Origin of the sequence: Lysobacter yananisis (assembly GCF_031199375.1) — a bacterium.
Lineage (GTDB): Bacteria > Pseudomonadota > Gammaproteobacteria > Xanthomonadales > Xanthomonadaceae > Lysobacter > Lysobacter yananisis.
Map to the genome: position 1 here is coordinate 4,931,759 of NZ_CP133568.1, position 18,161 is coordinate 4,949,919.

Annotated in this window: 14 protein-coding genes and 1 pseudogene; 12 read left to right on the forward strand and 3 right to left on the reverse strand. The window is 70.7% G+C overall.

What is annotated here, in order from left to right; translation table 11 throughout:
• Window positions 1–91: 91 nt before the first annotated feature.
• The gene (locus RDV84_RS20375; RefSeq protein WP_309151412.1) at window positions 92–1,372 is read left to right on the forward strand and encodes a YcaO-like family protein; all 1,281 of its coding nucleotides are present in this window, start codon (window positions 92–94) and stop codon (window positions 1,370–1,372) included.
• Window positions 1,373–1,481: 109 nt separating this feature from the next.
• Window positions 1,482–1,835 carry a DUF6053 domain-containing protein gene (locus RDV84_RS26920; protein ID WP_425606219.1) on the forward strand — a complete coding sequence of 118 codons (354 nt, stop codon included), beginning with the start codon at window positions 1,482–1,484 and terminating at the stop codon, window positions 1,833–1,835.
• Here the strand turns inward: RDV84_RS26920 and RDV84_RS20380 are convergent.
• Window positions 1,718–2,881, reverse strand: a complete 1,164-nt coding sequence (locus RDV84_RS20380; RefSeq protein WP_309151413.1) for a M23 family metallopeptidase — start codon at window positions 2,879–2,881, stop codon at window positions 1,718–1,720. The genes RDV84_RS26920 and RDV84_RS20380 overlap by 118 nt on opposite strands.
• 451 nt (window positions 2,882–3,332) lie before the next feature.
• Here RDV84_RS20380 and RDV84_RS20385 point away from each other — a divergent pair, with 451 nt between their 5' ends.
• The 4 genes and pseudogenes from RDV84_RS20385 to RDV84_RS20400 all read left to right on the forward strand — a co-directional run.
• Window positions 3,333–3,683 carry a hypothetical protein gene (locus RDV84_RS20385; RefSeq protein ID WP_309151414.1) on the forward strand — a complete coding sequence of 117 codons (351 nt, stop codon included), beginning with the start codon at window positions 3,333–3,335 and terminating at the stop codon, window positions 3,681–3,683.
• Between the two features lie 267 nt (window positions 3,684–3,950).
• Window positions 3,951–4,331: a BlaI/MecI/CopY family transcriptional regulator gene (locus RDV84_RS20390; RefSeq protein ID WP_250442614.1), complete on the forward strand. Its 381-nt coding sequence runs from the start codon at window positions 3,951–3,953 to the stop codon at window positions 4,329–4,331.
• Window positions 4,328–5,896 carry a peptidoglycan DD-metalloendopeptidase family protein gene (locus RDV84_RS20395; RefSeq protein ID WP_309151415.1) on the forward strand — a complete coding sequence of 523 codons (1,569 nt, stop codon included), beginning with the start codon at window positions 4,328–4,330 and terminating at the stop codon, window positions 5,894–5,896. The genes RDV84_RS20390 and RDV84_RS20395 overlap by 4 nt, the downstream gene beginning before the upstream one ends.
• A gap of 107 nt (window positions 5,897–6,003) precedes the next feature.
• Window positions 6,004–8,055, forward strand: a pseudogene (locus RDV84_RS20400) (TonB-dependent receptor plug domain-containing protein); the annotation flags it as partial.
• Here the strand turns inward: RDV84_RS20400 and RDV84_RS26925 are convergent.
• The gene (locus tag RDV84_RS26925; RefSeq protein WP_425608222.1) at window positions 8,002–8,295 is read right to left on the reverse strand and encodes a DUF6053 domain-containing protein; all 294 of its coding nucleotides are present in this window, start codon (window positions 8,293–8,295) and stop codon (window positions 8,002–8,004) included. The pseudogene RDV84_RS20400 and the gene RDV84_RS26925 sit on opposite strands and share 54 nt — an antisense overlap.
• Between RDV84_RS26925 and RDV84_RS20405 the strand changes: the two genes are divergently transcribed.
• Both RDV84_RS20405 and RDV84_RS20410 read left to right on the forward strand, forming a co-directional pair.
• Entirely contained in the window at window positions 8,195–9,949 is a 1,755-nt protein-coding gene (locus RDV84_RS20405; protein WP_425606218.1) for an alkaline phosphatase D family protein, read from the forward strand. The genes RDV84_RS26925 and RDV84_RS20405 overlap by 101 nt on opposite strands.
• Before the next feature lie 895 nt (window positions 9,950–10,844).
• Entirely contained in the window at window positions 10,845–12,074 is a 1,230-nt protein-coding gene (locus tag RDV84_RS20410; protein ID WP_175429181.1) for a pyridoxal phosphate-dependent decarboxylase family protein, read from the forward strand.
• A gap of 124 nt (window positions 12,075–12,198) precedes the next feature.
• On the opposite strand, the gene RDV84_RS20415 is transcribed toward RDV84_RS20410, so the two are convergent.
• On the reverse strand, window positions 12,199–13,488 hold the full coding sequence (locus RDV84_RS20415; RefSeq protein ID WP_309151418.1) for an MFS transporter: 1,290 nt from the start codon (window positions 13,486–13,488) through the stop codon (window positions 12,199–12,201).
• Window positions 13,489–13,935: 447 nt separating this feature from the next.
• Between RDV84_RS20415 and cyoA the strand changes: the two genes are divergently transcribed.
• The 4 genes from cyoA to cyoD all read left to right on the forward strand — a co-directional run bounded on the left by cyoA (window position 13,936) and on the right by cyoD (window position 18,101).
• Complete coding sequence (gene cyoA, locus RDV84_RS20420; protein ID WP_309151419.1) at window positions 13,936–14,985, forward strand: ubiquinol oxidase subunit II; 1,050 nt, start codon at window positions 13,936–13,938, stop codon at window positions 14,983–14,985.
• 68 nt (window positions 14,986–15,053) lie between these two features.
• Window positions 15,054–17,060, forward strand: a complete 2,007-nt coding sequence (cyoB, locus tag RDV84_RS20425; RefSeq protein WP_057947493.1) for a cytochrome o ubiquinol oxidase subunit I — start codon at window positions 15,054–15,056, stop codon at window positions 17,058–17,060.
• On the forward strand, window positions 17,053–17,700 hold the full coding sequence (gene cyoC / locus RDV84_RS20430) for a cytochrome o ubiquinol oxidase subunit III (RefSeq protein WP_057947492.1): 648 nt from the start codon (window positions 17,053–17,055) through the stop codon (window positions 17,698–17,700). Before cyoB ends, cyoC begins: the two co-directional genes overlap by 8 nt.
• Window positions 17,697–18,101, forward strand: a complete 405-nt coding sequence (gene cyoD, locus RDV84_RS20435; RefSeq protein WP_309151420.1) for a cytochrome o ubiquinol oxidase subunit IV — start codon at window positions 17,697–17,699, stop codon at window positions 18,099–18,101. Before cyoC ends, cyoD begins: the two co-directional genes overlap by 4 nt.
• The last annotated feature ends 60 nt before the right edge of the window (window positions 18,102–18,161 follow it).

Consider the following 18,161-nt stretch of genomic DNA (forward strand, 5'->3'; position numbering starts at 1 on the left):
CGGCGGCGGCATGCAGGCGCGCCTGCGTGCCGCCGCACCGACGCCGCAGGCGACGCGCGCGGCGAATCCAGCGCGAGGGAGAGCGCAGCCGATGATTCCCCTGGAACGAGAACGCAGCCTCGACGAGGCCGAACGCGCCATGCGCGATTTCCTCGACGCGCAAGGCTGGCGCGCCGAACTGGAGCGCGTCGGCGCGCCGTTCGCGGCGACGATCTGCTCGCTCTACGACCAAGCCGACGGACGCCTGCTCGGCAACGGCTTCGGCAAGGGCGAGGCCGACCCGTCGCGGGTCGGCGCACTGTTCGAAGCGGTCGAACATCTGTTCACCGGCAAGGCGCCCGCGCACGCCGTGCTGAGCCTGCGCAGCGGCGCCGACTGCCTGGCCGATCCGCTGCTGGCGCAACTGCCGGTGCGCGCCGCCTTCGCCCAGCAGCCCGATCGCCGGCTCGCCTGCCGCCGCTACCGCGCCTTCGCCGCCGGCGAGCCGGATGCGGTGTTGCCGCTGTTCCTGTCCTACCCCACCTATCTCGACTGGCGCGCGCCGCAGGACGATTTCGACTACACCAGCGCCCTGCGCTTCGGCTCCAACAACGGCACCGCGATCGGCAGCAGCCTGGCCGAGGCCGCGGTGCACGCGATCGGCGAACTGATCGAACGCGATGCCTGGTCGCTGTTCCTGGTCGGGCACTTCCTCGGCGATCCCGCCGCCCACGGCTACCTGCTGCCGGCGCAGGAACTGCCGCCGGCGCTGGACCGGCGCCTGGGCGAAGCCGAGGCGCAGCTGCAGCGCGAGATCGTGCTGATCGACGCCACCAGCGACCTCGGCGTGCCGTGCATCATCGCCACCGCCAGCGACCTGCGCGACGGCGAATCGATCCATCCCTGCGGCTACGGCGCCTCGCTGTACCCCGAACACGCCGCCATGCGCGCGATCACCGAACTGGTGCAGGCGCTGGAACTGCCGCATCTGCAGCCGCGATTGGCCGGCTATTCGCAGGCCGTGCTGAACGCCTTGTCGGCCTATCCGAAACTGCGCGACTGCGCGGTGTTCGCGATCGACCGCGCGCGCCTGCGCCGCCGCCGCTGGGACTTCCCGGCGCCGGCGCCGCTGCCGCCGACCGCGTTGCTGGAACTGCTGACCGCGCGCCTGCGCGCGCGCGGCATCGACCTGCACTACGCGATCAACCACCACGAACCCGGACATTTCTGCGTGATCAACGTGGTGTCGCTGGCGCTGGAGCGGTTCTTCCTGGTCTGTTCCGGCATCGTCATGGCGCCGGGCCAACGCGGCCGCGATCTGCTGGCCGGGCGCCTGCCGGTGCCGGGGAGCGCGGCGGCGCTGGATCGCGAGGCGGGACTGATGCCGGCTTGAAACGCACGTGGCGAGCCTGCGTCGCGGGCTTTTGTGGAAGCGGGCTTCGGCTGCGATGCTCTCGTGAGGGGCTTCGGCACCATGTCTTTGTGGGAAGGGCTTCAGCCCGATGCCTTTGTGGGAAGGGCTTCAGCCCGATGCCTTTGTGGGAGGGGCTTCAGCCCCGACGCTTTTGTATCCGCGCGCGGCGACCGGATCGAAAGGCGTCGGGGCTGAAGCCCCTCCCACAAGAGCTCCGCCTCGTTGCGGATCGGTCCCGCACTGTTCGCGCCGGCACTGCCGACCCCGCTCGCAACGAGCGAACCGCCGCAATACTCGCTCGCAACGGCCGCGCCGACGCCGCACTCAGCGCGCGAACTCGATCACCGCGTTGGATTCGGGCAACTCGTCGCGGCGCCGCTCCGCGACGTCCTTGTCGCGCGCCTGCCACGGCCGTTCGCCGAGTCCGCTCGCGCCCGGGTAATGCCCCAGCAAACCGAACGCCTCGAAGGCATAGCCCACGCCCTCGCCGGCCAGCGGCGGCGCCGCGTCGGCGACATGGAAATGCAAGTGCGGACCGGTCGAATCGCCGGTGAAGCCGAGCGCACCGATGACCTGTCCGCGGCGCACGCGCTCGCCCGTACGGACTTTCAGGCTGCCCGGCTGCAGGTGTTCGTACACCGCATACCGGCCGTCGCCGAGCGCCAGCGACACGTAGTTGCCGGGCGCGCGGTCGAAGTCGTGGCGCGGATGCGCGGACACGCGCGCGCTCTCGCCGATGCCGTCGCGCGCCGCGGCGACCACCGCATCGGCCACCGCCAGCACCGGCTCGCCGTAGCCGAGCGCGTTGGCGGCCAGATCGGCATCGCCGCGGGCGGTGCGGCCCTGCGCGTCGACGCGGACGAAATCGATGGCGTAGCGGCCGGGCAGGCGCGCGCGGCCGTCGAGCGCGTAGAACACCCGCCGATGCCCGCGCGGCCATTGCGGCGCGTACACCGCCGCCCACGGCCCGCCGCGCAGCGGCGGCGCCAACCGCAGCGAGGCCGCCGGCAACGGCGCCACTTGCGCGCCTTCGACCTGGCCGGGATCGGCGCCGCCGGACGCGCCGCCGGGAGCGCTGGCGGACGCGGAGAACTCGACCCGATGGCGCAGCGCCTTCGGCATCGGCGCCGGCAGGTCCAGCTCCAGGAACAGCACGGCGCGCTGGCCCGGTTGCAACGCATCGCCGAGCGCCGAATCGCGCGCGCCGACGACCCGGCCGCGCGCAGCCAGCGCGTCGCCGCGCCAGGACGCCAGTACCGCGCCATCGTTCGCATCGAGCACGCTCAACGCCTGCAGCCGCAGCGGCGCGGCGCCGAAGTTGGTCAGATGCAGCTCGTACAGCAGCCGCTGACGGCCTTCCACCGCGACCGGGGCCGGGATCTGCGGCACGGCCAGATCGAGCGTGTCCACCGGTGCGGCGCGCGTGGGCGCGGCGGCCAGGAGCGCGACGACGAACACCAGGACGGAGGCGAGCAGGCGAGGCAGCATGCGAAGGTTCCAGGCCGGGCGCGGATCGGCGAGGCAGCTTCCGCCAGCGCGGCCGTCCGCGTCCCCTGCCGATTGTCATCCGCTCGCGCGGCGGTCCGCATTCGCGCTGCGCGCGCGGTCCGAGCACTGCGCTGCGGCCGTAACGCGACGATCGGCGCGCCGCCGCGAAAACCGACGACGTCGCCAGCCGCAGGCCGCGAACATGCCGCCAGTCCTCGGCCCCGACCGCTGCGCGTCCCGCGTTGGTTGCGCAGCGATCCGCGCCCGTCGCGACGCAATCCGACCGCGCCGCCGGCCGCCTCCCGCGCACTCGCGGCGCTACGCCGCGGCGATGGCGAAAACGCGAACGCCGTCGCGCGATCCGCCCGCGCGACGCGCTTGCGTTCCCCGCGCGCATCGCGAATGATCGCCTTCCCGCGGCCAGGGAGGCCGCTTCCGTTGCGCGCCCGACATGGACCGTCGCCACCTCCGCGCCCTATCCGGCCTCGCCCGCCCGCTCGCCGCCGCGCTGGCCTGCATCGCCGCGCTCGCCGCGTGCAAACCCAGCGTGTCCGAGCGCCAGGTGCGCGAAGACTTCGCCACCTTGCAGGCCACCGGCACGGTTCCGGGCAAGGCCCGGCTGGAGCGCATCGAGTTCACCGACGGCTGGAGCGACGGCGCCGAGTTCGAAGTCTATTTCTGCCTGCCCGCGAGCGACGGCCCCGGCCGCGGCTGCGAGCGGCGCAACATCGGCTTGTCGTACCAGCAGCGCGAAGGCCGGTGGCGTTTGTTCTCGGTGCAGGCCGAGCAAGCGGTCGACTGAACCCGCGGCGCAGCGGCGAGCGTTCGCCGGTCCGGCCCCTTCTCCGATCGCCATCGGCCGCGCGGGCAAGCCTGCATCGGGTTGCCCGCCGTCGAGCGAACTACGCGCACATCGCCCATCGCCGCCCGCCAGCGCGCGGCCGGGTCGGGAGCCAGCCGCGCCGCCGCCGCCGGCGCCATGCCGCAATGGCCAGCATCGCCGTACCGCTTGAGCGCATGCGACAAGTGTCGTATGTTAGCGACACGACATCCACACCCGACCGCCGCCATGCCGCCACGCCCGTCCAACGCCGAACTGGAACTGCTCAAATGCCTGTGGCGGCAACAGCCGCTGAGCGCGCGCGAACTGCATAACGCGGTCGGCGAGCAACTGGAGTGGTCGTATTCGTCCACCCGCAAGACGCTCGACCGCATGCTCGAAAAGGGCCTGATCGCCAGCGCCGACCACCACGGGCTGCTGGTGTTCCACGCCGCCGTGGCCAAGCTGCCGACCCTGGCCGCGCTCAGCGCCGACTTCGCCCGCCGGGTGCTGGAGATCGACGGGCCGCTGCCGATGCAGGCCTTCGCCGACAGCCGCCTGCTCGACCAGGGCGAACTCGAACAGCTCGAAGCGATGCTGCGCGACGCCGATCCGGAGCGACCGCGGTGAGCGCGGCGGACGCCGGGTTCTGGCTCGCGCAGGCCGGTGCGCAGTTGCTCGCCGGCGCGCTGGCCTGGTTCCTGGGCGGCGCCGCGCACCGCCGCCTGCGCATTTCCCACGCCGCGTTCGGCTATTGGCTGGCGCTGTGGCTGTTGGCGCTGGCGCCGAGCCTCGCCGCGTCGATCTGGCACCTCAGCGGCGCCGCCGCGCCGGCATGGCCGTTGCCGTCCGGCCTGCCGTTGCCGCGCCTGGACGCGTTCGCCGACGATGCCGCGCCGGCGCAAGCGGCCGAGGCTTTCGCGGCGCAACCGGTCGTGGACCTCGCGAGCGCGACGCTCGCGCTGTACCTGGCCGGCGTGGCCTGGAGCCTGGCGCGCTGGCTGCGCGACAGCCTCGCGCTGCGGCGATCGCTGCGAACCGCGCATGCCGCCGGCGATCGCATCCGCGGCGCGCGCAGCCGGCGCGAGTCGCAGGCGCTGCGCGCGCGCGGCGTACGGGTGCTGCTGAGCCGCGACGCCGCCACCGCCTTCGCCCTCGGCTGGCCGCGCCGCAGCGTGGTCGTGCCCGCGGCGCTGGCCTCGAACCTGGACGACGCCCAACTCGCCTTGGTGCTGCGCCACGAAGCCGCGCACCTGCGCCGCCTCGACCCCGAACGCACCGCGCTGATGCGGCTCGTGCAGGCGGCGCTGTGGTTCAACCCGTTCCTGCGCGCGCTGGCCGCACGTGTGCAACTGGCCGCGGAGCTGCGCTGCGACGCCGCCGCGATCGGCGCCGATCCCGCCCAGCGCAGACCCTGCGCGCAGGCCTATCTCAACACCCTGCGCCTGGCCGTCGGCCGCGCCGCGCCGGCCGGCGCCAGCGCGTTCACCCGTCGCCGCGACCCCGGCCAACACCAATTGCGCATGCAGCACATGCTGCACGGCGACGACCGGCCGCGCCTGCGCCCGCGCGCGCGCCTGGCGTTGATCGCGCTGGCCCTGGGCGGCAGCAGCGCGCTGGCCGTGGCGCAGGCCGCCGCCGGCGGCGATCCGCCGCGCATCGCCGCCCGCGCTCCGGCCGCCGTCGCCGCGCACGGCGCAGACATCGCGGCCGCATCCGCGAAAGCGTCCGCCGCCCCGCCCGGCAAGGCGAACGACGACGCTCGCGCGGCGCCGGACGCCGGGCCGCAGGCGCCGTCGGAATCCATCGCCCTCGCCGTCCCGCTCACCAATACCCGCATCACCAGCCGCTACGGCGTCACCGGCGGCATCCGCGTGCGTCCGCACCGCGGCCTCGACTTCGCCGCCCGCCGCGGTACCCGCGTGTACGCGCCGGCCGCCGCGCTGGTCGTCGCCGCGACCGACCGTTATCCCGAAGGCGAGCGCTACGGCAAGGTCGTGGTGCTCGACCACGGCGACGGTTGGCAGACGCTCTACGCCCACCTGCAGGACTTCGACGTGCACGAGGGTCAGCGCATCGCCGCCGGCGCGCCGATCGGCCGCTCCGGCGCCAGCGGCCAGGCCACCGGCCCGCACCTGCACATGGAAGTCCTGCACGACGGCCAGCGCGTGGATCCCGAACCGCTGCTGCGCTGAGCGCGCCGCTCCCACCTTTCCCCATCCGTCTTCCGTTCGCCCGCCGTCGCGGGAGGCCGGCGGCTTGCCCGCCGCCGGCCCCGCGCGCTCCACCGGATCGCCCGCCGATGCCCTTGCCCCGCTCCGCCGCATTACGCCGCACCGCTCTGCACACCGCGCTCGCCCTCGCATCGAGCGCCGGCGCCGCGCTCGCCCAGCCGCCCCAGGACGCCGCCAGCGACGCCGTCACCCGCCTGGACACCGTCACCGTGCAGGCGCAGGACTACGACCCGCGCCGCGACGACACCGCCTCGCGCATCGTCGTCGCCAGCGACGAACTGACCCGCTACGGCGACGACACCCTGGCCGACGCGCTCAAGCGGCTGCCCGGCGTGTCGGTGTCCGACGGCGCCGGCGGCGGTGCGATCGCCCTGCGCGGGCTTGGCAAGGGCTACACCCAGGTGTTGATCGACGGCCGCGCCGCGCCGCCGGGCTTCGACCCGGCCACGCTGCGGCCGGATCAGGTCGAACGGATCGAACTGCTGCGCACCACCACCGCCGACCTGCGCGGCGAAGCCATCGCCGGCACGATCAACATCGTCCTGGCCAAGCAGGCGCGCCGCGACCGCGACCGGCTCACCTTCGCGCTCAAGCACAGCGGCAACGGCTTCAAGCCCAGCGCGGCGTGGAGCCGCACCCGCCGCGGCGACGCCTCCAGCAGCAGCTTCGACGCCAGCGTGCTGCGCAACGATCACCAGGTCGACGAACGCGGCATCGAGCAGGCCTTCGACGACGCCGGCGCGCAGACCCTGGCGCGCCGCACCGACCTGCGCGCGCGCGGCGTGCGCGAACAACTGTCGCTGGCGCCGGCGGCCGAGCGCACCCTCGCCAACGGCGACCGCATCGCCTGGCGCAGCGGCCTGGAGGTCCGCCGCCACCGCAAGCGCGGCGACATCCACTGGTCGACCTCGCTCGGGCCCGAGCTCGATCACACGGACTATCGCCAGCGCACCGACCTGCGCCTGCTGCAGCTGCGCAACGAACTGGCCTGGACCCACGGCTTCGCCAGCGGCGCGCGCCTGGAAACCAAGCTCAACCTCGACGGCAACCGCGAACGCACCCGCTATCGCGAGGACGCCGACGGCCGCGACGGCGCGCGCAATCTGGAAGAGGCCACCGACAGCCGGCTGGACGTGCGCAACCACGCGCTCAGCGGCAAATACTCGTTCGCCGTGCGCGGCGCGCATACCGTGCAGGCCGGCTGGGACCTGGGCCAGGATCGCCGCAGCGAGCGCCGGGTGCAGCGGCTGGCCGAGTTCCCCGGCTTCCCCGGCGCGCTGACCGACCAATCCTTCGACGCGCGCATCCGCCGCAGCGCGGCCTACCTGCAGGACGAGTGGTCGCCGACGCCGCGCTGGTCGCTGTACCTGGGCGCGCGCTGGGAACGCATCGACATCCGCAGCGCCGGCAGCGATTTCTCCCCGCTGCGCAACGACGCGCAGCTGCTGACGCCGGTACTGCAGTCGCTGTGGAAACTGGCCGCGGACCAACGCCTGCGCCTGGGCCTGAGCCGCAGCTACCGCGCACCGGAACTGCGCGAACTGACGCCGCGTCCGTACACCTCGACCAACAACCGCGCGCTCGATCCCGACCGCCAGGGCAATCCGGCGCTGCGCCCGGAACTGGCGACGGGACTGGACCTGGCCTACGAGCGCGACTGGGGCGAAGCGGCCACGCTCAGCGTCGGCGGCTATGCGCGGCGGATCGAGGACTTCATCGGCGAGAGCACGCGGCTGCTCGACGGGCGTTGGGTGGCGTCGCCGTTGAATACCGGCGACGCCTCGTCGCACGGCCTGGAGCTCGACGGCAAGCTGTCGCTGGCCAGGCTGCGCAAGCGCGCACCGGACCTCGACATCGGCCTGCAATTCAATCGCCACTGGTCGCGCGTGGACGCCATTCCCGGCCCCGACAACCGCATCGACCGCCAGCCGCGCTACACCGGCGCCCTCAGCCTGGACTACCGCCCCGCGCCGCACTGGACCCTCGGCGCCTCCTACACCCACCGCAGCGGCGGCCCGGTGCGCACCGCGGCGCGCGAAATCGAAGCGCAGACACCCAAGCGCGAACTAGACGCCTACGCGCTGTGGAAACGCAGCGACGATGCGCAGTTGCGCCTGACCCTGACCAACCTGCTGCGCCAGGACGGCGGCGAGAGCTTCGAATATCTCGACGAAGGGCAACGGCTCAGGCAACAGCGCTGGCGCAAGAGCACGCTGGGCGTCCGGCTGGAGTGGCAAGTGGGGTTCTGAAGCCGGGTTTGTGGGAGGGACTTCAGTCCCTACGCCCTTGTGCGAGATCGCTGCGAGCGGACAGAACAGCATCGGGACTGTAGTCCTCCCACAGTCAGCGACCACAGCCACACGGCTGCCATCGGCGCCGGTTACCCTCGGGCATCCCCGCTGCCGGGCTCCCGCCATGCACGACCACGACGCCTCCCGCCGCCGCTTCCTGCTGCAGTCCGGCAGCGCCCTGGGTTTGGGCGCGCTCGGCGGCGCCCTGCCCGCGCTCGCCGGGCCGGCGCTGGTGTCGGCCGAATCGGCGCGGCCGCAGTTGCCGAGCGGCCTGCAGTTCGGCGACGTCGGCGATGGCGGCGCCACGGTGTGGGCGCGCGCCGACCGCGCCGCGCGGCTGTGGATCGAGATCGGCGACGAAGACGGCTTCCGCCGCGCCCTGCGCCTGCGCGGCCCGCTGGCGACCGCGGCCGGCGACTTCATCGCGCGCCTGGACGTGCCGCTGTCCGGCACCGCCGCGCGGCGCGTCCGCGTCGCCTTCGAAGACGCCCACAGCGGCGTGCGCAGCGACTGGTGCGAAGGCCGCCTGCGCCCGGCGCCGACCGGCGCGCTCGCGCGCACCCGCCCGGTGCGCCTGGTCTGGGGCGGCGACGTCGCCGGCCAGGGCTGGGGCATCAATCCCGAGATCGGCGGCATGCGCATCTTCGAAGCCATGCGCCGGCGCGATCCGGACTTCTTCCTGCATTCGGGCGACGCCATCTACGCCGACGGCCCGATCGCCGAACAGGCGACGGCCGAGGACGGCCGGATCTGGCGCAACCTGGTCGCCGACGGCGTGCACAAGGTCGCCGAGACCCTCGACGAATACCGCGGCCGCTACCGCTACAACCTGCGCGACGAGAACCTGCGCCGCTTCGCCGCGCAGGTGCCGCAGATCTGGCAATGGGACGACCACGAAGTGGTCAACAACTGGTCGCCGGCCAAGGACCTGTCGGCCGACCCGCGCTACACGGTCAAGGACATCGACGTGCTGGTGCGGCGCGCGCGCCAGGCCTTCCTGGAATACTCGCCGCAACGCCGCGCGCGCGGCCGCGACGGCGACGGCCAGCGCACCCGCATCGACCGGGTCGTGCGTTACGGCCCGCTGCTGGACGTGTTCGTGCTCGACATGCGCAGCTACCGCGGCGGCAACAGCGCCAACCTGCAGTCGGCGGCGGACGCCGACAGCGCCTTCCTCGGCCGCCGCCAGCTGCGCGAACTGGCGGCGAACCTGCGCCGTTCGCGCGCGCTGTGGAAGATCGTCGCCGCCGACATGCCGCTGGGCCTGCAGGTGCCCGACGGCAACGACGCGCAGGGCCGGCCGCGCTGGGAGGCGGTGGCCAACGGCGACCCGGGCCTGCCGCGCGGGCGCGAGCTGGAGTTCGCCGAACTGCTGCACGCGATACGCGCGGTCGACAACGTGGTCTGGCTGACCGCCGACGTGCACTACTGCGCCGCCCACTACTACGATCCCAACCGCGCCGCGTTCCAGGATTTCTCGCCGTTCTGGGAATTCGTCGCCGGCCCGCTCAACGCCGGCTCGTTCGGGCCCAACGCGCTCGACGCCACCTTCGGCCCGCAGGTGGTGTTCCAGAAAGCGCCGCCGGCGCCGAACGCCTCGCCGCTGGCCGGCTTCCAGTTCTTCGGCGAGGTCAACATCGACCCGGACAGCCGCGCGCTGAGCGTGGACCTGCGCGACATCGACGGCCGCAGCGTGTTCGCCAAGACCCTCGCCGCCGCTTGAGCCCCGCCGCAATGGACTAGCCGAGGGAGACAGCGAGAAGCGCAGCGCCGCCGTTGCTGTCTGCCGTCCGCTGTCTCCTGCCCAAGCCGGCCTCGGCGCGCCGCGACCTGTTTGCAGGATCGGTCCATTCGATCATCGACCGTTCGTTCGCGCATCGTGTCGAGGCGAACGCTTTTCCCTTCGCTCGAAGATGTTTCGTATACCGCCATTTTCTCGGGGTTTTGCGCGACCTCGCGCGACGCCGTCGCGATCGTGAACGACGCGCGCATCGCGGCGCGAGCGCAATTGTGTGATCGTCCGCGCCGCGCAATGCGATAACCATCGCTACTTGGACAGCGCAGCGGGCGCCAGCGTTGACCGCGCCGACACTGCGACGTAACACTGTCTTGGCAGTTTCGATTCCCGTATTGCGTCGCAACGGCATCGCGCGCCCGGACCAGAACAACAACGACCTCGTCCGACGCCGACCGCCGATCGCCCAGGGCGCGCCCGCACGCGACACGCCCGGCACGACACCTCCCGCTACACGAATCATTTCTTCGCGACACGGAGCCAGTCCTTTGAAGAATCCGACCGCCTCGCGCCGACCGGCGCGCCCTTCGCCCTTGCCCGCGCGGCGACCGCCGCGGCCGCCGCAACGCGCCGCGCACCGATACGGCACCGCGTCGCCCGCCGGCTGCGAACCTTGAGGCATTCCGCGCGCGCAACCGGTCACGCCGTCGCGCGCGTTCCGGCCGCTGCCGCGCGCGCGCCGCGATAACGCGAAGCCGATCCCATCCGCGCATCGATACCGCGCACACCCGCGCCGGCACCGCCGACGCGGCGCCCGCGCTTTTGCTCTCCCCCGTTGTCCCCCACCGCCGTTCCCGCCCCCACCGACATGAGAACCGCGCCGATGATGCCTTCCCTCGCCGTCCAAGGACGCAAGACCCTGCCCGCCCGCGGCCAACCCTGGAGCGAACTGCAGCAAGCCCTGTCGGCGCTGCGCAGCGCCGACACCGACTGGCGCCAGGGCCGCGCCTCGCTGGACGTCTACTACGCCGGCGAGGACGTGCTCGACGTGGCCCGCCGCGCCTACGCCATGTTCATCAGCGAGAACGCGCGCGCGCCGCACCTGTTCCCGAGCCTGCAGCGCATGCAGGAGGACCTGGTGCAGATCTCGCTGTCGCTGCTCGGCGGCGGACGCGAGGCCGCCGGCACGGTCACCTGCGGCAGCGCCGAGAGCGCGATGCTGGCGGTGTGCAGCGCCTACCGCGCGTTCCGCGCGCGCCGCCCGCACGTGCGCCGGCCGCACCTGCTGCTGCCGGCCAGCGCCCACCCGGTGTACGAACAGGCCGCCGAGATCATGGGCCTGGACCTGATCCGGGTCGCCATCGGCGGCGACTACCGCGCCAGCGTCGAGACGCTGGGCCAATGCATCGAACCGGAGACGATGATGATCGTGGCCTCGGCGCCGTCGCAGCCGTTCGGCGCGATCGATCCGGTCGAGGCGATCGGCCGGATCGCCCGCGACCGCGACGTGTGGCTGCACGTGGACGCCTGCATCGGCGGCTTCCTCGCCCCGCACGTGGCGCGCTTCGTCGCCGGCGTGCCGCGCTTCGACCTGGCCCTGCCGGGCGTGCGTTCGCTGTCGGCCGACCTGCACACTTTCGGCTACGCCGCCAACGGCGTGTCGGTGCTGCTGCACGCCGACCCCGACGACCACGCCCACCAGACCTTCGAATACAACCAATGGCCCAAGGGCACCTGGCGCAGCCAGACCCTGTCGGGCACCCTCGCCGGCGGCGCGGTCGCCGCGGCCTGGGCGGTCATGCACTACCTCGGCGAAACCGGCTACCGCGCGCTGGCGCAGCGGGTGATGCACCTGCGCGACCGCTACATCGAGGGCATCGAGCGCATCGGCGGCCTGCACGTGCTGGGCAAGCCGGACCTGAGCGTGATCGCGTTCGGCTCCGACGAATTCGACATCCACGCCGTCGGCGACGCGATGCAGGAGCGCGGCTGGCAGATCAGCCGCCTCGCCAGTCCCGCGGCGCTGCACATGACGGTAACGCCGGTGCACGACCAGGGGGTGGAGGCGTACCTGGAGGACTTGGCGCGGTGCGTGGCGGTGGCGCGGAGATAGCGCGCGGGAGCGAGGAGTGAGCGGAGAGGAGTGAGGAGCGAGAGAAGGGCTTGATGTCGGGCAAAAAATGAGGAGTGGCTTTCGCTCACTCCTCACTTCTCCAAACTCGCTTCTCGCTCCGGCTTCAGCTGCGCAGCTTGAGCATCCGGTTCACGCCCAGCGCCGCCATCGTGCAGACCGCGCCCGACAGCAGGTACAGGCCGACGAAGCCCAGGCCGAAGTGCGCGCACAGGCCCAGCGCCACCAGCGGCGCGAACGCGGCGCCGATCAGCCAGGCCAGGTCGGAGGTCAGCGCCGCGCCGGTGTAGCGGTACTTGGCGCCGAAGTTGGCGGTGACCGAACCGGCGGCCTGGCCGTAGGACAGGCCGAGCAGGATGAAGCCGACCAGGATGAACACGTCCTGGCCAAGTTCGCCCGAGCCGAGCAGGGTCGGGGCGAAGCCGCTGAACATCGCGATCGCCGCGGCCAGCGCGGCCAGGGTGCGCGGACGGCCGAACTTGTCGGCGATCCAGCCCGAGGCCACCACCGCGCCGGCGGCGAGCGCCGCGCCGACGATCTGCACCACCAGGAACTGCGGCACCGACTGGTCGGAATACAGCACGATCCACGACAGCGGGAAGATCGTGACGATGTGGAACAGCGCGTAGCTGGCCAGCGCGGCGAACGCGCCGATGACGACATGGCGGCCCTTGGCCTGGAACAGCTCCAGCACCGGCGTCGGCTCGAGCTGCTGCTCGCCGAGTTCGCGCTCGTACTCGTGGGTCACCACCAGACGCAGGCGCGCGAACAGCGCCACCACGTTCAGCGCGAACGCGGCGAAGAACGGATAGCGCCAGCCCCAGTCGAGGAAGTCCTGGCGCGACAGCGCGGTACTGAGATAAGCGAACAGCGCCGCGGCGATCATGAAACCGACCGGCGCGCCGAGCTGGCCGAGCATCGCGTACCAGCCGCGGCGCTCCTTCGGCGCGTTGAGCGCCAGCAGCGACGGCAGGCCGTCCCAGCTGCCGCCCAGGGCCACACCCTGGCCGAGGCGGAACACCGACAGCAGCACCAGCGACAGCGCGCCGATCTTGGCGAAGCCCGGCAGGAAGGCGATGCCGGCGGTGCAGGTGCCGAGCAGGAACAAGGCGATGGTGAGCTTGGTGCTGCGGTCCCAGCGGCGCTGGATCCACATGAACAACACCGTGCCCAGCGGACGCGAGATGAACGCCAACGCGAAGATCGCGAACGACCACAGCGTGCCTTCGAGCTTGCCCAGGTGCGGGAAGAACACCGACGGGAACACCAGCGCCGAGGCGATGCCGTAGACGAAGAAGTCGAAGTATTCCGAAGCGCGGCCTATGACCACGCCGACCGCGATGTCGCCGGGCGCGACCTCGGCGTGCGAATCGGTGCCGTGCACCGAGACGGTCATGGAATCGGGGTTTGCGTGATTTGGCGTTTGCATCGTCTGCTGCAGCTCGGTGCGTGGTGCGGGAAAGAAAGTGCGCAATGCCGCGGGGCGCTGCGGGCCGTGGCGAACGTGCCGACTTGGGCGGATCGGTTCATCCGGCCGTGCCGATACCTTACTCCTGGCCGCGCCGCCGCGCCGTTCGCGAACGAGCGCCATGCTCCCGACGAACGGGCCGCAAGGCCCGAAAACACGGGATTTGCCAGGGTTTCGCGCCGAAACCGCCGCGGCCGGAGGCGGCGGAAACCGCGCACGGGCCTGCGCCCCGAAGATCGGGACGGCGTAAGCTTCCCATCCGGATTGCCACGCTGCCATAGGACAAAACGTCCAATCGTCCCGGCCCTCGCTGCGGCGCACAATTGCGCGGTCGCCGCGAGCCTCGCGGCCTTGTCGTGCTTAAGCGTCAGGTTGATGAACGCAATCAAGTCCCTCCTCCGTCCCCTGCTCCTGGCCGGCGCGCTGCTGCCGCTGGCGGGCTGCAATACGCTCCTGCTCAACGCGCCCGGCGACGTGGCCCGCCAGCAGGGCGATCTCATCATCGTCTCCACCGTGCTGATGCTGCTGATCATCGTGCCGGTGATCGCGCTGACCCTGTTCTTCGCCTGGCGCTACCGCGCCTCCAATACGAAGGCGACCTACAAGCCCGACTGGGACCACTCGACCCAGCTCGAGCTGCTGATCTGGGCGGCGCCGCTGCTGATCATCATCGTGCTCGGCGCGATCACCTGGGTCAGCACCCACACCCTCGACCCGTACCGCCCGCTCGACCGGATCAAGGCCGGCCAGCCGGTCGCCGCCGACGTCAAGCCGCTGGAGATCGAGGTGGTGGCGCTGGACTGGAAGTGGCTGTTCCTCTATCCCGAGTACAACATCGCCACGATCAACGAGATCGCCGCGCCGGTCGACCGCCCGATCAAGTTCAAGATCACCGCGTCGTCGGTCATGAACTCCTTCTACATTCCCGCCCTGGCCGGCCAGATCTACGCCATGCCGGGCATGGAGACCCAACTGCACGCGGTGATGAACCACCCGGGCGAGTACGAGGGCTTCTCCGCGAACTACAGCGGCGCCGGCTTCTCGCACATGCGCTTCAAGTTCCACGGCCTGGACCAGGCCGGCTTCGACCGGTGGGTGCAAAACAACCGCGCCGGCGGCCAGACCCTGGAACGCGCCGGCTACCTGGAGCTGGAAAAGCCCAGCGAGAAGGAACCGGTGCGCCGCTATTCCGCGGTCGCGCCGGGCCTGTACAAGGCCATCCTCAACCGCTGCGTCGACGCATCGAAGATGTGCATGGACGAGATGATGATGATCGACGCCAACGGCGGCCTGGGCAACAGCGCCAACGCGCTGGCGCCGCGCCGCCGCGGCGACCTGCGCGGCGGCCCGGTGGTGCTCTCGGCGATGTGCGTCACCGAGCCGTCGGCCGTCCCCAGTTGGGGCGTCGCCACCCTGGCCCCCTGAGCGTTTAGCGCAAGCATTCAACCGCGCGCCTCGCGCGCGCAGGTCCGCACGCGGACTTCGGAGCGAAGATGTCTGACCAATCCAACCTCGCCAAGCTGATTTTCGGCCGGCTCACGTGGGACGCGATCCCGCTGCACGAGCCGATCCTGATCGCTACTTTCGCCATGGTCGCGCTCGGCGGCGTCGCCGTGCTCGCGCTGCTGACCCGCTACAAGCTCTGGGGCTATCTCTGGAACGAGTGGTTCACCAGCATCGACCACAAGAAGATCGGCATCATGTACATCGTGCTGGGGCTGGTCATGCTCATGCGCGGTTTCGCCGACGCGATCATGATGCGCATGCAGCAGGCGATGGCCTTCGGCGACAACGCCGGCTTCCTGCCGCCGCACCACTACGACCAGATCTTCACCGCCCACGGCGTGATCATGATCTTCTTCGTGGCGATGCCGCTGGTGACGGGCTTCATGAACTACGTGGTGCCGCTGCAGATCGGCGCGCGCGACGTGGCGTTCCCGTTCCTCAACAACTTCAGCTTCTGGATGACCGCCTGCGGCGCCGGCCTGGTGATGGTGTCGCTGTTCGTCGGCGAGTTCTCCACCGCCGGCTGGCTGGCCTACCCGCCGCTGTCGGGCATCGCCTACAGTCCCAGCGTCGGCGTCGACTACTACATATGGGCGCTGCAGATAGCGGGCGTCGGCACCTTGCTGTCGGGCGTCAACCTGATCGCCACCATCGTCAAGATGCGCGCGCCGGGCATGAGCATGATGAAGATGCCGGTGTTCACCTGGACCTCGCTGTGCACCAACGTGCTGATCGTGGCCGCGTTCCCGGTGCTGACCGCGGTGCTGGTGCTGCTCTCGCTCGACCGCTACGCGGGCACCAACTTCTTCACGAACGATCTGGGCGGCAACCCCATGATGTACGTGAACCTGATCTGGATCTGGGGCCACCCCGAGGTCTACATCCTGATCCTGCCGTGCTTCGGCATCTTCTCCGAGATCGTCTCCACCTACAGCGGCAAGCGCCTGTTCGGCTACGCCTCGATGGTCTACGCGACGGTGGTGATCACGATCCTGTCGTACCTGGTGTGGCTGCACCACTTCTTCACCATGGGCTCGGGCGCGAGCGTCAACTCGTTCTTCGGCATCACCACGATGATCATCTCGATCCCGACGGGCGCGAAGATCTTCAACTGGCTGTTCACCATGTACCGCGGCCGCATCCGCTTCGAGGTGCCGATGCTGTGGACGGTGGGCTTCATGGTCACCTTCACCATCGGCGGCATGACCGGCGTGCTGCTAGCGGTGCCGCCGGCCGACTTCGTCCTGCACAACAGCCTGTTCCTGATCGCCCACTTCCACAACGTGATCATCGGCGGCGTGCTGTTCGGCCTGTTCGCCGGCATCAACTTCTGGTGGCCCAAGGCCTTCGGCTTCAAGCTCGATCCGTTCTGGGGCAAGTGCTCGTTCTGGTTCTGGCAGATCGGCTTCTTCTTCGCGTTCATGCCGCTGTACGTGCTCGGCCTGATGGGCGTGACCCGGCGCATGAGCCACTTCGACGATCCCTCGATCCAGATCTGGTTCCTCATCGCCGCCTTCGGCGCCGCGCTGATCGCGATCGGCATCGCCTGCATGCTGATCCAGATCTTCGTCAGCATCCGCAACCGCGAGAAGCTGCGCGACCCGACCGGCGACCCGTGGCAGGGCCGCACCCTGGAGTGGTCGACCTCGTCGCCGCCGCCGGCCTACAACTTCGCCTTCACCCCGGTCGTGCACGACAACGACGCCTGGCACGACATGAAGCAGAACGGCTTCCAGCGTCCGACCTCGGGCTTCCTGGCCATCCACATGCCCAAGAACACCGCCGCCGGCCTGGTCATCGCATTGCTCAGCACCGTCTGCGCGTTCGCCCTGATCTGGCAGATGTGGCTGGTCGCCGGTGTGTTCTTCGCCGCGATGCTGGTCGCCGCGATCGTCCACACCTTCAACTACAAGCGCGACTACTACATCCCGGCGGACGAAGTGACCGCCACGGAAAACCTGCGCACGCAACAACTGGCCGCCGCCCATGTCTGACGCCACCGCCATCCTCTCCCACGCCCAGGCGCAGCCGGCCTCTTCGGCTTCGCGCTTCCTGGACCTGAAGGGCAAGCACCATCCGGAAAACGGCACCCTGCTCGGGTTCTGGCTCTACCTGATGAGCGACTGCCTGGTGTTCGCGGTGCTGTTCGCCACCTACGGCGTGCTCGGCCGCAGCTACGCGGCCGGCCCGTCGGGCGCGGACCTGTTCGACCTGCAGCTGGTGGCGATCAACACCTCGATGCTGCTGCTGTCGTCGATCACCTACGGCTTCGCGATGATCGCGATGACCAAGCGCAAGCTGGCCGCGGTGCAGGGCTGGCTGGCGATCACCGGCGTGTTCGGCCTGGCCTTCATCGGCCTGGAGCTGTACGAGTTCGCCCACCTGATCCATGAAGGCGCCGGCCCGCAGCGCAGCGCGTTCCTGTCCTCGTTCTTCGCCTTGGTCGCGACCCACGGCCTGCACGTCACCTTCGGCATCGTCTGGCTGGTGGTGCTGATGGTGCAGCTGGGCAAGCACGGCCTGACCGCGCCGAACCGCCGCCGCCTGTTGTGCCTGTCGATGTTCTGGCACTTCCTCGACGTCGTCTGGATCGGCGTCTTCACCTTCGTCTACCTGATGGGAGTGCTGCCGTGACCCAGTCCGCGCAACACCACGACAACGCGCACGGCCACGACGATCATGGCCACGACCACGAAGAGCACGACGACTACCACGGCACCGTCAAGGGCTACACCATCGGCTTCCTGCTGTCGGTGTTCCTGACCGCGATCCCGTTCTGGCTGGTCATGGCCAAGGTGCTGCCGTCCTCGGGCGTCACCGCCGCGGTGATCCTGGCCTTCGCCGTGATCCAGATCGTCGTGCACATGGTCTACTTCCTGCACATGAACACGAAGTCGGAGGGCGGCTGGAACATGCTCGCGCTGATCTTCACCATCGTGATCGTGGTGATCACCCTGGCCGGTTCGCTGTGGGTCATGCACCACTTGAACGTGAACATGATGCCGATGCCGCACGAGATGCGGAACATGCCCTGAAAGCCGTAGGAGATAGCGGGGAGGAGTGAGTGGATAGCGCTCCTCTTCGCGGTTTCCCGG

What these genes read in the sequence shown, in the direction of transcription:
- RDV84_RS20410 (WP_175429181.1), top strand. Translation starts at nt 10,845, where the DNA reads ATGATGCCTTCCCTCGCCGTCCAAGGACGCAAGACCCTGCCCGCCCGC.
- RDV84_RS26920 (WP_425606219.1), top strand. Translation starts at nt 1,482, where the DNA reads ATGCCTTTGTGGGAAGGGCTTCAGCCCGATGCCTTTGTGGGAGGGGCT.
- RDV84_RS20375 (WP_309151412.1), top strand. Translation starts at nt 92, where the DNA reads ATGATTCCCCTGGAACGAGAACGCAGCCTCGACGAGGCCGAACGCGCC.
- cyoC (WP_057947492.1), top strand. Translation starts at nt 17,053, where the DNA reads ATGTCTGACGCCACCGCCATCCTCTCCCACGCCCAGGCGCAGCCGGCC.
- cyoA (WP_309151419.1), top strand. Translation starts at nt 13,936, where the DNA reads ATGAACGCAATCAAGTCCCTCCTCCGTCCCCTGCTCCTGGCCGGCGCG.
- RDV84_RS20380 (WP_309151413.1), bottom strand. Translation starts at nt 2,881, where the DNA reads ATGCTGCCTCGCCTGCTCGCCTCCGTCCTGGTGTTCGTCGTCGCGCTC.
- RDV84_RS20390 (WP_250442614.1), top strand. Translation starts at nt 3,951, where the DNA reads ATGCCGCCACGCCCGTCCAACGCCGAACTGGAACTGCTCAAATGCCTG.
- RDV84_RS20385 (WP_309151414.1), top strand. Translation starts at nt 3,333, where the DNA reads ATGGACCGTCGCCACCTCCGCGCCCTATCCGGCCTCGCCCGCCCGCTC.
- cyoB (WP_057947493.1), top strand. Translation starts at nt 15,054, where the DNA reads ATGTCTGACCAATCCAACCTCGCCAAGCTGATTTTCGGCCGGCTCACG.
- RDV84_RS20415 (WP_309151418.1), bottom strand. Translation starts at nt 13,488, where the DNA reads ATGACCGTCTCGGTGCACGGCACCGATTCGCACGCCGAGGTCGCGCCC.